This is a genomic window from Kosakonia sp. WA-90 (assembly GCF_039871955.1).
Classification (GTDB): domain Bacteria; phylum Pseudomonadota; class Gammaproteobacteria; order Enterobacterales; family Enterobacteriaceae; genus Kosakonia; species Kosakonia oryzendophytica.
This window is the reverse complement of sequence record NZ_JBDPLJ010000001.1, coordinates 325,587-338,119: the sequence shown is the minus strand read 5'-3', so window position 1 is coordinate 338,119 and position 12,533 is coordinate 325,587. Positions and strand designations below refer to the sequence as shown.

Annotated in this window: 13 protein-coding genes; 5 read left to right on the top strand and 8 right to left on the bottom strand. The window is 56.9% G+C overall.

Annotated elements, in window-relative coordinates:
• Positions 1 to 47 precede the first annotated feature (47 nt).
• A complete protein-coding gene (locus tag ABGA49_RS01465) occupies positions 48 to 854 on the top strand; it encodes a PhzF family phenazine biosynthesis protein (protein ID WP_061495641.1) in 807 nt (268 codons plus the stop codon).
• A gap of 59 nt (positions 855 to 913) precedes the next feature.
• Here the strand turns inward: ABGA49_RS01465 and ABGA49_RS01460 are convergent, their stop codons facing one another.
• The 6 genes from ABGA49_RS01460 to ABGA49_RS01435 all read right to left on the bottom strand — a co-directional run bounded on the left by ABGA49_RS01460 (position 914) and on the right by ABGA49_RS01435 (position 6,820).
• On the bottom strand, positions 914 to 1,591 hold the full coding sequence (locus tag ABGA49_RS01460; protein WP_347665023.1) for an SDR family oxidoreductase: 678 nt from the start codon (positions 1,589 to 1,591) through the stop codon (positions 914 to 916).
• Between the two features lies 1 nt (position 1,592).
• Positions 1,593 to 2,063 carry a YhcH/YjgK/YiaL family protein gene (locus tag ABGA49_RS01455; RefSeq protein WP_088237495.1) on the bottom strand — a complete coding sequence of 157 codons (471 nt, stop codon included), beginning with the start codon at positions 2,061 to 2,063 and terminating at the stop codon, positions 1,593 to 1,595.
• Positions 2,060 to 3,226 (bottom strand): exo-alpha-sialidase, encoded by a 1,167-nt coding sequence (locus tag ABGA49_RS01450; RefSeq protein WP_134318220.1) that lies wholly within the window; start codon positions 3,224 to 3,226, stop codon positions 2,060 to 2,062. Before ABGA49_RS01450 ends, ABGA49_RS01455 begins: the two co-directional genes overlap by 4 nt.
• Position 3,227: 1 nt before the next feature.
• Positions 3,228 to 4,652: a sodium:solute symporter family protein gene (locus ABGA49_RS01445; RefSeq protein ID WP_061495649.1), complete on the bottom strand. Its 1,425-nt coding sequence runs from the start codon at positions 4,650 to 4,652 to the stop codon at positions 3,228 to 3,230.
• Between the two features lie 75 nt (positions 4,653 to 4,727).
• Positions 4,728 to 5,612 (bottom strand): dihydrodipicolinate synthase family protein, encoded by an 885-nt coding sequence (locus tag ABGA49_RS01440; protein ID WP_061495651.1) that lies wholly within the window; start codon positions 5,610 to 5,612, stop codon positions 4,728 to 4,730.
• Between the two features lie 71 nt (positions 5,613 to 5,683).
• Positions 5,684 to 6,820, bottom strand: a complete 1,137-nt coding sequence (locus tag ABGA49_RS01435) for an iron-containing alcohol dehydrogenase (protein ID WP_134318219.1) — start codon at positions 6,818 to 6,820, stop codon at positions 5,684 to 5,686.
• Between the two features lie 174 nt (positions 6,821 to 6,994).
• Here ABGA49_RS01435 and ABGA49_RS01430 point away from each other — a divergent pair, with 174 nt between their 5' ends.
• From ABGA49_RS01430 to ABGA49_RS01420, 3 genes are read left to right on the top strand one after another with little or no spacing between them, the layout of a single operon-like run.
• Complete coding sequence (locus tag ABGA49_RS01430) at positions 6,995 to 8,242, top strand: four-carbon acid sugar kinase family protein (RefSeq protein ID WP_134318218.1); 1,248 nt, start codon at positions 6,995 to 6,997, stop codon at positions 8,240 to 8,242.
• The gene (locus ABGA49_RS01425) at positions 8,235 to 9,221 is read left to right on the top strand and encodes a D-threonate 4-phosphate dehydrogenase (protein ID WP_347665022.1); all 987 of its coding nucleotides are present in this window, start codon (positions 8,235 to 8,237) and stop codon (positions 9,219 to 9,221) included. The genes ABGA49_RS01430 and ABGA49_RS01425 overlap by 8 nt, the downstream gene beginning before the upstream one ends.
• A 1-nt stretch (position 9,222) precedes the next feature.
• Positions 9,223 to 9,984, top strand: coding sequence for a DeoR/GlpR family DNA-binding transcription regulator (locus tag ABGA49_RS01420; protein WP_061495660.1), 762 nt, complete (start codon positions 9,223 to 9,225; stop codon positions 9,982 to 9,984).
• Positions 9,985 to 9,993: 9 nt separating this feature from the next.
• Here ABGA49_RS01420 and ABGA49_RS01415 read toward each other — a convergent pair whose 3' ends face one another.
• Positions 9,994 to 10,938 carry an L-lactate dehydrogenase gene (locus ABGA49_RS01415; protein WP_088237501.1) on the bottom strand — a complete coding sequence of 315 codons (945 nt, stop codon included), beginning with the start codon at positions 10,936 to 10,938 and terminating at the stop codon, positions 9,994 to 9,996.
• A 152-nt stretch (positions 10,939 to 11,090) separates the two neighbouring features.
• On the opposite strand from ABGA49_RS01415, the gene ABGA49_RS01410 reads away from it, so the two are divergent.
• A complete protein-coding gene (locus ABGA49_RS01410) occupies positions 11,091 to 11,573 on the top strand; it encodes a GNAT family N-acetyltransferase (RefSeq protein WP_347665021.1) in 483 nt (160 codons plus the stop codon).
• 20 nt (positions 11,574 to 11,593) lie between these two features.
• Here the strand turns inward: ABGA49_RS01410 and ABGA49_RS01405 are convergent, their stop codons facing one another.
• Positions 11,594 to 12,445 carry a LysR family transcriptional regulator gene (locus ABGA49_RS01405; protein WP_061495665.1) on the bottom strand — a complete coding sequence of 284 codons (852 nt, stop codon included), beginning with the start codon at positions 12,443 to 12,445 and terminating at the stop codon, positions 11,594 to 11,596.
• Positions 12,446 to 12,533: the final 88 nt, after the last annotated feature.

Here is a 12,533-nt window from a genome sequence, read left to right as displayed (position 1 = left end):
GGGATCTAATAGCGTTCAAAAACAGAGAACAATAAAGAGGAACTGCTATGCAAACAATCGACTTCTATATGGTAGACGCTTTCAGCGATCGCACCTTTGGCGGCAATGCCGCCGCCGTTTGCCCACTGACCGAGTGGCTACCGGATGAGGTACTGCTGAAGATGGCGCAGCAGCATAATCAGTCTGAAACCGCGTTTTTTGTGCGTAACGACAGCGGCTTTGAGCTGCGCTGGTTTACCACGCAATCTGAAATTAACCTCTGCGGGCATGCCACGCTCGCTGCTGCACATGTGATTTTTGAATATCTCGATTACCCGGATACCGCGATCCGCTTCACCACCCGTTTCGTCGGGGAGCTGAAAGTGACGCGCAATGGCGACTGGTTAACGCTCGACTTCCCGGCATGGTCGACGGAAGCGGTGGCGAATCCGCCCGCGCTACTGTTGACCACGCTCGGTATCGCAGCGGCGAAAGAGGTGCGCGTTGGGCGTGACTATCTGGTGGTGTTGGAAAACCAGGCGCAAGTCGAAGCCCTGCAACCGGATATCGCCGGTATGGTCCCATTGGGGAAAATGGTCTGCGTGACCGCGCCGGGTGAGTCGGTGGATTTTGTCAGCCGCTTCTTCTGCCCTGGCGAATCCGTACCGGAAGACCCGGTCACCGGCTCGGCCCATAGCATGCTGATCCCGTACTGGGGTGAAAAACAGGGCAAACAGGTGATGCAGGCGCGGCAGGTTTCTGCCCGGGGCGGGGATCTGCGCTGCGAGTGGCGGGGCGATCGCGTGCTGATTGGCGGCCAGGCAACATTGTACCTGATGGGGAAAGTGTTTCTGCGTGATGTTACGGGGGGGTAATGCCGGGCATGTCGTTGGATGGTGATGACACCTTGCCGACAACCATACCCGGTACATGCTCACTTCAACGATGCGCCACCGCAGATCACCAGTTCCTGGCCGGTGATGGCTGCGGCATCGGCTGACAACACAAACCCTACCAGCGCTGCCACTTCCTGCGGTGTGATCAGACGCCCAATGGGCGGCACGTTTGGCGGCGAGCTTTCCCGTCCTGGTGCGCTCAGCATCGGGGTTTGCGTTGCGCCGGGCGCGACCACATTGGCGGTAATGCCGCGCGGTGCCAGTTCTGCCGCCCAGCTTCGTACCATGCCCACCAGCGCTGCTTTGGTGGCCACATACTGTGAACGCCCGGCTGCGCCGCGTGATGTACGGCTGCCAATCACCACAATCCGCCCGCCTGCCTGCATCTGGGGAGCAAAATGGTTGGCCAGCGTTTCTGCGGCCTGCACATGCAGCCGCCACAAACGCTGGCTGGCAGCGGCATCCAGTTCGCCAAGCGGTGCGGCGGCCATCATGCCAGCGGCATGGATCACCGCCTGCGGCGTTTCAAGCCCGTTGAGCGCCCGGCGAAAAGCGGCGTCATCGCTTAAATCGACCTGCAAACTGCGAAAGGCCGTGGTATTCCGCTGAACCGGCGAACGCGAAAGCCCGACCACCTGCCAGCCGTGATCAAGCAGCCAGCTGACAATGGCTTCGCCAATACCGGAACTGGCGCCGGTGACGACAGCAATCGACATCTTATTCCTCCAGTAGTGTGCGCGGCACTTTGAACACCGCTTTACGCACGGTCATCGGTTGGTCAACCGCGCACAATGCCTGATGCGGTTCGCCTGGCAGGAACACGGCAAAATCACCGGCGCGCAGCGTCACACGCACTGGTAATTGCGCTTGGGTGGCAATAAACAGATCCGGTTTCCGCTCTTCATCTGTGCTTTTCGGCGCATACTGCGTGCCCGCGTGAATGGTCTCTTCGCCTGACAGTACTACCTGAATGTCCGCCCACTGATGGTGGTATTCCGTGTGGCGCTCAGCCTGCGGTCGGGTATTCGCCGGGCCAATATTGCAATACCAGGCTGCGTTTTCCGGTTGCAGGCGCCCGTCATCGTGCGCCTGAAGTGCCGCCAGTGAGCACTGGGGTAAATCAAGGATTGCCCTAAGCCCGGCGGGAAGCCCGGCCAGCGGCAGGGCGTTAAGGTTTCCGAGGATCATGGCAACTCCTTCACCCACGTCGGGGAGACGCGCACATATTTAATCGCCTGGCGGAAGTAGGTATAGGCGATATGCAGATTGCCATCAGCACCTTGTTTAATGCTCGGGTAGGAGAACTCGCGGTTGAGTTTTTCCTGTGAATTGTTGGTCATGCAGTAACCGTCGCCCTCGTCGAGATTACGCTGCCACGGCCAGCTTTTCCCGCCGTCGGGTGAAATCGCCACCGTCATCGGCGCGCGCGGCGCGCCCCAAAAGGCACTGCGTCCGCCGGTCACCGTGGGTTCTTTGCGTCCGTCACCATCATCGATCTCATCATACAGCGATGCGCGTCGTTCTGTTGCGCCCGCCGCACTCATCGCGTTAAACACCAGCGCCAGCATGCCATCGTCAAGCGTGGTGACCTGAATGGACGAGTTATTGTTCGGCAATACCGTAGGTTCCGGTACCGACCAGCTTTCACCGCCATCGGTAGACTGGCTGTAATAGATATTATCTGCCCAGCGGCTACGGAACAGCGCCACCAGTGTTCCACTTGCCAGGGTGGTGATGTTCATATGTACGCAGCCGAGGCTTTCCGGTACGACAACGTCACGCCAGCTTTTCCCCTGATCGGCGGAGATTTTGACGGCGCTGATGTCGTCGTTACCCACCCATTTTTCGCCCGGTTGCGTGCGGCAATAAAACACCGGCAGCAACCAGTTGCCGTTATCCAGCACGGTAATAGGCTGGCGGATAAAGGTGCCAGGTTGATCCAGCAGCGTACCGATCTCGCCCCAACTGGTGCCAAAATCTACAGACTGGCGGTAGCGCACGATAGCCGTATCCTGGTTACCGGAAATTTGCGCCGTCCACAACAGCCACAGCACATTATCCGGGGCAAGGAATAAGACCGGGTTTTGTTCGGAGCGTGACGGATCGTCCGACAGTTTTACCGCATCGCTCCACTGCTGCGCGCCGGATGCCAGACGTGAGCTCCATACGGAGATATCCGCAATTCCTTCCTGTGTGCCACCAAACCAGACGCACAGTATGTCGCCATTGGGCAGCGGCAGAATGTTCGCCGCATGGTTTTGCGGGCAGGATGACGGCAGCATGGCCGTGGTGACGCGAGCGTCCTGCGGAAGTGGGCGTAACACCCCATCGCGTTTTACAGTCACAGACATATCAAACTCCATTGTTTCGAACAGGGGTATGCGCGTTGCTGACGGCTTTGGGAACCGCTTTGTTAGGGATCAGGCGGTCGAGCACCATGATCACCGCCGGAGTGATCAGCGCAACATACATATTGTTAATGCCAAACGGATCGCCCAGCAGATACCAGATCGAGGTCACCACACAGGCACCAATCAAACCGGCATTAGCACCACGGGTGCTCTTAAAGAACGGCGCATAGAAGGCAATCACCGCCACCACCGAAATCGAGAGGCGGATGGCGCGGGTAAAGAAGGAGAGTTTCAGGACTTCCGGAACAAACAGCACAAAAATCAGCGGCAGGAAGCCAATCAGCAGCGACAACCAGCGTGTGGCTTTAAATTCTTGCTCTTGCGTCGGTTTGCGATAAGGCACGTAGAAATCTTTTACTACCAGCGACGCAATTGCCAGCGCCACGGTACTGACGCTCACAAAAATAGAGGCGACAAGTGACGTTGTCACGAGTCCTGCCACCCACGGGTTCATATCCTGCAGGAAAATCGGCATGGCATACAGGCTGTTGATTTCCGGGTGCAGGTATTTTGCCGCGACGCCAATGACCGCAATCGCCAGTGCAATCGGCAGGCAGAAGAAGAAGGCGACCCAGGTGGAACGTTTGGCGCTCTGAACATCTTTGGTCGAGCAAATTGCCTGGATCACAAACTGGGTACAAAAGATGGAGCCAATGGTGCCAATCAACCAGGCAAAAATGGTGCTGGCCCCGAAATTACCGTCCCAGGTCCAGTAGTATTTCGGCATGTTTTCAATCATTGGCGTAAAACCGCCGGTCTTCGACAAGGCAAAACCCATGATCGCCAGAATACCGAAATATTTGAGCGCGCTGTGCAGCAATGTCACCCATGCCACGCCTTTCATACCGCCAAAGGCGAAGTAGAAGGTGCTGACGATAGCGGTAATAAAGGCGGCGATCGGCAGATTCACTTTCAGTACGGTTGAGATCGCCGCCGCGCCGCTTACGTAGTTGCCGACGTTCACCAGCAGCAGGGCGTAAATCATAATAATCGAGATGATGTTTTTGGTGCTGTTGCCATATTTTTCGGCAATCGCCCCGGAGATAGTAATTTTGCCGGTGTTATAGATGCGTTTAACCAGCAGCAGACCAAACAGCGGGAAACCAATGGCTGCGCCAATCACCGACCAGGAAGCGGCAAAGCCGTCTTCGAACGCCGCTTGCGCGGTGCCGACGGTCGATTTCGCGCCAATATACTCAGACATCAGCAGAATGCCGACGATAAAGGCGGGCATCGCACGCGACCCCTCCATAAAATCGCCGCTGTTTTTACTGCGCAAGCGGAAGGTTAACCAGGTGGTGAACAGAATATAAGCCACCACAATGCCAACAATGATCAGGGTATCTTGAGATGTAAAGGTGTTCATCTTTGCCTCTCTTCAGGGCGTGTGAATCCGGGGCGCGGTATGCGCCCGGTTTTCTTATGACGAATGACACCGCCGTTAGTGAAGGTACTGCGTCACTATCTGGCGGATCTGTTGAAGTTGCTGTGGGTTAAACGTGACAGCGTAACGACTTTCACCAACGTCATAACCCATGATTTGCAATGCTTTTTTCACGGCGGCCGGCGAGAAGGCCACGTTATACAGATCGGTACGTAACCCGGTGACGCTCTCTTGCGCACTGCGTGAACCTGCAATGTCGCCCGCCTGGAAACGTGACCAGATGGTGTTAATGGCCTGCGGTGCAACGTTTGCCAGCCCGGAAATGCAGGCAGAGCAGCCGTCTACAAATCCCTGATGGATTAACGAGTCCGGGCCGTTCAGAACATCGAAACCTTCGATATCTTTCACTGCATTCAGGAAACCGCTGAGGCTTTCATAGCTTCCGGCGCTGTCCTTGATACCGATAATGTTCGGATGTTCCGCCAGCGCACGAACGGTCTGGGGTTCGAGTGTGTTGCCGGTACGTGCCGGAATGTTGTAGAGAAATACCGGCACGTTTAATGCGTCGGCGATGGCGGTGTAGTGGTTAATCAGCTCATCTTGTTTCAGTGGCACGAAATAGGGCGTGATGACCGATACCGCATCCACACCCAGTTTCTCGATTTGCCGCCCCAGACGAAGGGTTTCACGGGTGGAGATTTCGCCGATGTGCGCCACCACCGGCGAACGTCCGGCTACTTCATCAACGCAAGTGGCGGTAACCGCGACCTTTTCCTGCTCGTTCAGCACGAAAAATTCCCCGTTGGTGCCGCCGCAAAAAATGCCATTACCGGCCTCAAGCTGGCGGTTGATTTGTTGTCTAAGCGCGTGCGGGTTAACGTCCCCGTTGGCGTCGAAAGGTGTGACAATGGCGGTCAACACGCCGCTAATGTGCTTGTTCATAACGTATCCCTGATTCGCTGTTTATTCCCGGTGGCGCAGCGCTTACCGGGCCGACAGACGGTTAAAAACAGTTAAAACAATGTCTGATAGATGGCCTGCACCTGTGCGTGATCCAGGGTGCAGGGGGCGTTGTTCATCAGACGCTTAACATTCAGCGCGGCGTCGCTCAGCACCGGGATATCTTCACGGGGGACACCGAGTGCTTCGAGGTTGTCCGGCAGATTCAAGCGCTTAACCAGCGCAGCGAACCACTCCACCAGCGCCAGCGATTTCTGTTCGTTGCTCAGCGTGGTGTCGGCGCCGGGAACCAGATCCCAGACCAGGGCAAATTTCTCTACCGCGTGTGGACGCACCACTTTCATGCACGGTGCCAGCAAAATAGCGTTCGCCACACCGTGCGGCAGATGGTATTTGCCGCCAAGCGGGTAAGAGAGTGCGTGTACCAGATGTGTACCGGCATGAGCGATGGCCGCGCCGCCGTAATATGAGGCCCACAGCATCTCCAGCCGGGCAGTCAGATTGTGCGGTTCATTGACGGCGGTTTCGATATTGCGCAGCAGTTTGCGCAGGCCCATCAGCGCCACGTTATCGCTGACCGGGTTGGCAATGGTGGCGGTGAAGCACTCAATCAGATGGCACAGCGCATCGATGCCGGTCGACGAGGCGATATGCGCAGGCATGCTGGTGGTCAGTTCCGGCAGTAAGGCGACGTAATCCGGTAACATCACCGGGGAGATAATGCCGATTTTGATGTCCTGCTCCGGGATCGCCAGAATCGCGTTAGGCGTGGCTTCCGAGCCAGTACCGGCGGTGGCAGGGATCAACAGCGACGTCACGCGCGCCGTGGGTTTGTCGCCTTTCAGCAGCGCAGACAAGCCCGGGGAGGCGGGATGGCAGAGAACGGATAACAGCTTGGCGACATCCAGCACGCTGCCACCGCCAATACCGACCACCAGATCAAATGTGCTATCGCCCAGCCCTTGCAGGATGTTGGCAACGTCATGATGGCTCGGTTCGGGCGGCACATTATCAATCAGTTGCAGAGCTGCACCGTTGGCCGTCAGCAGGGCGCGGATCTGCTGTGTCGGCGTAAGCTTTATAATGTTGCCGTCGCTGACCAGTAAGATTTTCTCTTTACCTGCAAGTAACGGCGCTATCGCCGGGATCGCGCCTGCGCCACTTATCAGGGTGCTATTAATCGTTACCACAACCTTCTCCTGTCTCTGTTATGGTGATTGAGTTCAATCATTACTTGTCAATCACCGTCACTACATGGCCTAAATTTATAATTTATTCGCAAACTGAATAAGTTGATCTTGCTCACATATAATCAATCATGATTGAATATAATCATATCCAGTCCATAATGACCCGGAGAAGGGATGAACGATCCAACCTCGGATAAACAGATAGCCATCCTCGCTGATGACTTTACCGGCGCGAATGACGCGGGTGTCAGCCTGGCGCAGTGCGGAATGACGGTGGATGTGGCGTTAAGCGCGAACTACGTCAGCACAGCGCAGGCCCGCATTTATAACAGCGATAGCCGGGCGTTGACCGCCAGCGATGCCGCACAGCGGGTTACTGCGCTGACGCAAAAGATTGTCGCGCACGGCGCGCCGCAGTGGCTGGTTAAGAAGATCGACTCCACGCTACGCGGCAACGTGGGGGCGGAAGTCGCCGCCATGTTGCAGGCCTGCAAGGCTCCCGCAGCGATTATCGCGCCGGCTTTTCCGACCGCGGGGCGCATCACGCGCAACGGGCAGTGCTTTGTTCACGGGCAATTACTGACAGACACCGAGTTCGCCAGCGATCCAAAGACGCCAGTGACCAGCGCCGACATCGGTACCTTGCTGGCGGCGCACAGCCGCGCGGAAATCCGTTACCTGCATGCCGCTGATGTGGCAGCGGCGCTGGCGACCGCATCAGCGAGTGCGCCCCTGCTACTGGTGGTGGATGCACAAAGCGATGCCGAACTGGATGAGATTGTTGCCGGGGCCGAATCGGCGACGTCGCGCCCGCTGCTGGTGGGTTCCGCAGGGCTGTGCGATGCGCTGGCACGTCGGCTGAACCCGTGTGTTCCGCGCACGGTACTGGCGGTGGTGGGGTCGATGAGCGAAATCGCTCAACAGCAGCTGGCGTGGGCGGCAAAACATCCCCGCACCGAGCAGGTGTTTATTGATATCAACACGTTGTTCACCCCGGCTGCAGCAGAGTACCGGCAACGTATTGTCCGCATCCTGGTCAGCGGCCGTCACTGTCTGGTGCACACCTGCCCGGATACGCAGGCGCGTCACCAGATTGCCGCACTGTGTGAACAGCAGGGCGTAAGCCGCAGTGAACTGGGTGAGCGTATTTGCGCGTTTTTAGGTGCGTTGACACGGGATGTGTTGCGCGAAGCGCAACCGGACGCGCTCTATCTTTCCGGTGGCGATGTGGCGGTTGCTGCGGCCCATGCGCTGGGGGCGAAAGGTTTTAGCATCCGCGGACGGGCGGCAGGCTGCGTACCGTGGGGATACTTTTCAGGTTGTCTGTGGCAACGACCGGTGATGACCAAAGCAGGTGGCTTTGGTGACGAAACTACCTTGCTTAAGGTTTTGCATTTTATCGAGGAGAAATCGAGTGACTAATATCATTGCTGTAACGATGGGCGACCCGGCGGGTATTGGCCCGGAGATCATTATCAAATCGCTGGTCGAAGGAGAGTTAACCGGTTCGCCGGTGGTGGTGGTCGGGTGTGCGCGCACGTTTCAGCGTATCCTCGGGTTGAATATCACCCCGCGCGCGGAACTGCGGATAATTGAACGCGTTGCTGATGCGCGTTTTGCGCCGGGCGTTATCAACGTGATTGATGAACCGCTGGCAGATGTCGAAGCCCTGCAACCCGGCGTGGTGCAGGCACAGGCCGGGGATCTGGCTTATCGCTGCATTAAACGCGCCACCGAACTGGCGATGAGCGGGGACGTGAAAGCCATTGCCACCGCGCCACTGAACAAAGAGGCCCTGTATCTGGCCGGGCATCACTATCCGGGTCACACCGAACTGCTGGCGCAACTGACTGGCAGCAAAGATTACGGGATGGTGCTCTACACCGATAAACTGAAAGTGATTCATATCACGACGCATATCGCCCTGCGTAAATTCCTCGACACCCTGAATCAGGATCGCGTGAAAACGGTGGTGCGTATTGCTGATACGTTCCTGAAACGCGTCGGCTATGACAATCCGCGGATTGCGGTGGCGGGGGTCAACCCGCATGCGGGCGAAAACGGATTGTTTGGCGATGAAGAGATCACTATCGTTGGCCCGGCGGTTGAGGCGATGAAAGCCGAAGGGGTAAATGTGACCGGGCCGTGCCCGCCTGATACGGTGTTTATGCAGTGTCACGAAGGGATGTATGACATGGTGGTGGCGATGTACCACGATCAGGGGCATATTCCATTAAAATTGCTGGGCTTTTACGATGGCGTTAATATCACCGCCGGGCTACCGTTTATCCGTACCTCGGCGGATCACGGCACCGCATTTGATATCGCCTGGCGTGGTATAGCCAAAGCCGAAAGCATGGCGGTATCCATCCAGTTAGCAATGCAAATTACACGGGAATAATATGAAGGGATATAACCGGTTAGAGCAGATTATGGATTACCTGAAAGGGCATAATCTGGTGACGGTGGATCAACTGGTCGCGGCGACGGATGCTTCACCTGCCACCATTCGCCGCGATCTGATCAAGCTTGATCAGGAAGGGGTGATCAGTCGCACCCACGGCGGTGTAACGTTGAACCGGTTTATCCCCTCGCAGCCGACGACCAGCGAAAAAATGCAGCGTAATCTGGCGGAAAAACACGCCATTGCCTGTGCTGCTGCCTCACTGGTGAAAGCCGGGGATGCGATTGTACTGGATGCGGGCACCACGATGATTGAGCTGGCTCGCCAGCTCACGCACCTGCCGCTGCGGGTGATCACCAGCGATTTGCACATTGCGCTGTTTCTGTCGGAATTTAAACAGATTGAAGTGACGATTATCGGCGGGCGTATTGATGATTCCAGCCAGTCCTGCATTGGCGAGCATGGGCGCAAGCTGCTGCAAAACATCTGGCCGGATCTGGCGTTTGTCAGCTGTAACGGTTGGGAACTGGAACGCGGGATCACTGCGCCAACGGAAGAGAAAGCCGCGCTTAAGCACGATCTGATCGCTAACGCCAAACGGCGGATCCTGCTGGCGGACAGCAGCAAATATGGCGCGTGGTCATTGTTTAACGTGGCGAACCTGGATTCGCTGACGGATATCATCACCGATGCGCAACTCAGTGCGGATATCCGCCAGCAGCTTGAGTCTCTGCCCGGGCGGTTAACCATTGCCGGTTAACCGCGCACGTCAGGGCAGACGGGCAATATTGGCCTGGATAACCCCGACGGAGTGGTTGAATTTCGCCACTTCGTCATCCCGCAGTTGTAACTCAATAATCTGCTGTACACCGTTTTGCGCCAGCACAGCAGGGACCCCGATCGCGACATTTTTCACGCCATACTCACCGTCGAGAATGCAAGAGATCGCCAGCGCGCGGTGGCTGCCGGTGAAAATATTACGGCAAATCTCGGCAATGGTGCCGGCAATACCATACTCGGTGCAGCCTTTACGGGCATAAATCTCAAAACCGTGGCGGCGAACTTTTTCCGCCAGTGCATCGACATCCAGCGTCTGGCCAGTTTTGCGCCGGTAGACCTCGGCAATGGGCGAACCGTAGACCGATGAATGCGACCACACCGGAAACTGGGTATCGCCGTGTTCACCGAGAATAAACGCATCGATACTCTGTGCGCCAATTTCCAGTGACTGCGCCAGCGCACGGCGCAGACGAGTCGTATCAAGCCAGACGCCAGTACCAATCACCTGGTTGCGCGGTAGGCCGGAGAGTTTCCACACCTGCCAGGTAATGATGTCGCAGGGATTGGTGGCAACAAGGAAAATGCCGTTGAAACCGTTTGCCATCATGGCCGGTACAATTTTTTGCACGATCCGCGCGGTGTTGGTCAGTTCGTCGAGTCGCGTCTGGCCAGGTTTTAACGGACCACCGGAGACGGTGATCACCGCAATATCGACATCCGCGCATGCTTCAACCGGGCGCGTTGAGATGGTCATCATGCCCGGCATATACGCAGCGGCATCCGACAGATCCTGAGCGTGGCCTTCCACGCGCTGTTGGTCCAAATCCACGAGGATCAACTCCTCGCAAATGGTCTGGTTCAGCAGGGCGTAGGCGGCGGACGCCCCCACATTGCCAGTACCAATAATCATCACCTTACGGGCTTTCGTATTCATTCTGGTTCCGTTATCAGGGTTAGTTCTGCGCGTAAGGTACCGTCTGTCATCCCGGCTGTGCAACGGCCTGTATCATCTATAGGTTAATCGTATGACGTGGGTGCGGGTCTGGCTGGCTAATTTAACAAGGGAGTAACAATAAGGAGTGCCTCATGTACAGTATTAACGATGCCACTGCCGCCCAGCCGGATGTGATTGCACTGATTGACGAACGGGATCGCTATCAGCGTGCGCTCTATCCGGCGGAGAGTAACCATCTGCTTGATTTGGCCGCTTTACCTGCGCAAAAGCTGATCCTGAGAAAAATCCGGCACACCGAGGGGGCGACCGTGGGGTGCGGCGCGGTGGTGCTGAACGGCGATGGCAGCGGCGAGATGAAACGGGTGTTTATCGATCCCCGGCATCGCGGGCAACGACTGGGTGAAATACTGATTGCCGAGCTGGAGCAGGAGGCGGCTGCCCGTTTTTGCCATACGTTGCGTCTGGAGACCGGGATCAGGCAGCTGGCGGCGGTGAAGTTGTATGAGCGTTGCGGTTACCAGACCTGCCGCGCTTTTGCGCCCTATGTCGACGATCCCTTGAGTATTTTTATGGAAAAAACGCTTATCGCCGACCTGCGTTTTGCCATGCAATAAACCGACACCGGGCGTTAACGTTACTGCAACAGTTCAATAAATGCCTCCAGATGACGGGTTTTCGCACCACGACGCCATACCAGCCAGGTGGTCAGCCAGCGCCAGTTTTCCGCCAGCGGCCAGGCTTCCACCTGGTGATGACCGGGCATACTTTCCAGCATACTGCGGGGGATCAGCGCCAGTCCGGCCCCGGCGATCACACAGGCCAGCATGCCGTGGTAGGACTCCATCTCGTGAATTTTTCCGGGCGTAGCGCGATCGGCGTTAAACCAGCTCTCAAAATGGCGGCGGTAGGAGCAGTTAGCGCGAAAGGCGTAGATGCTGGCGCCATTGACCTGCGACGCGCGCTCAATTCGCTCGTGACCGTGCGGCGCGACAATCATCATCTCTTCACGGTAAACCGGGATCCCTTCCAGGCCCGGGTGCATGATCGGGCCGTCGACGAAAGCAGCGCTCAGTTTTCCTTCCATCACGCCGTCAATCATGGTGCCGGAAGGCCCGGTGGACAGATCAAACTGGATACGCGGATAACGCTGGTTGTACTGCGCCAGCGTGGCGGGAATGCGCACCGCTGCGGTGCTTTCCAGCGCGCCCAACGAGAACAGCCCTTGCGGTTCGTCACCGGCAACCACCATGCGGGCTTCATCCACCAGCGCCAGGATCTGCTGGCTGTAACGCAAGAAACTGTGCCCTGCCGGGGAGAGACGCAGGCGCTGGTTTTCGCGGATAAACAGATCGACGCCGAGATCGGACTCCAGCTGGCGAATGCGGGTCGTGAGATTGGAGGGCACGCGATGCACCTTCTGCGCCGCCTGGGTAATACTGCCGGTCTGCGCCACGGCGTTAAACATCTCAAGCTGGGTTAAATCCATACCATTCTCTCTTTGTGAACAGTGTCGTTAATATTATTCAGTTTTCAGAAATAACAAATTCCGCCACTCTGATGCAAGTCCTGACTAC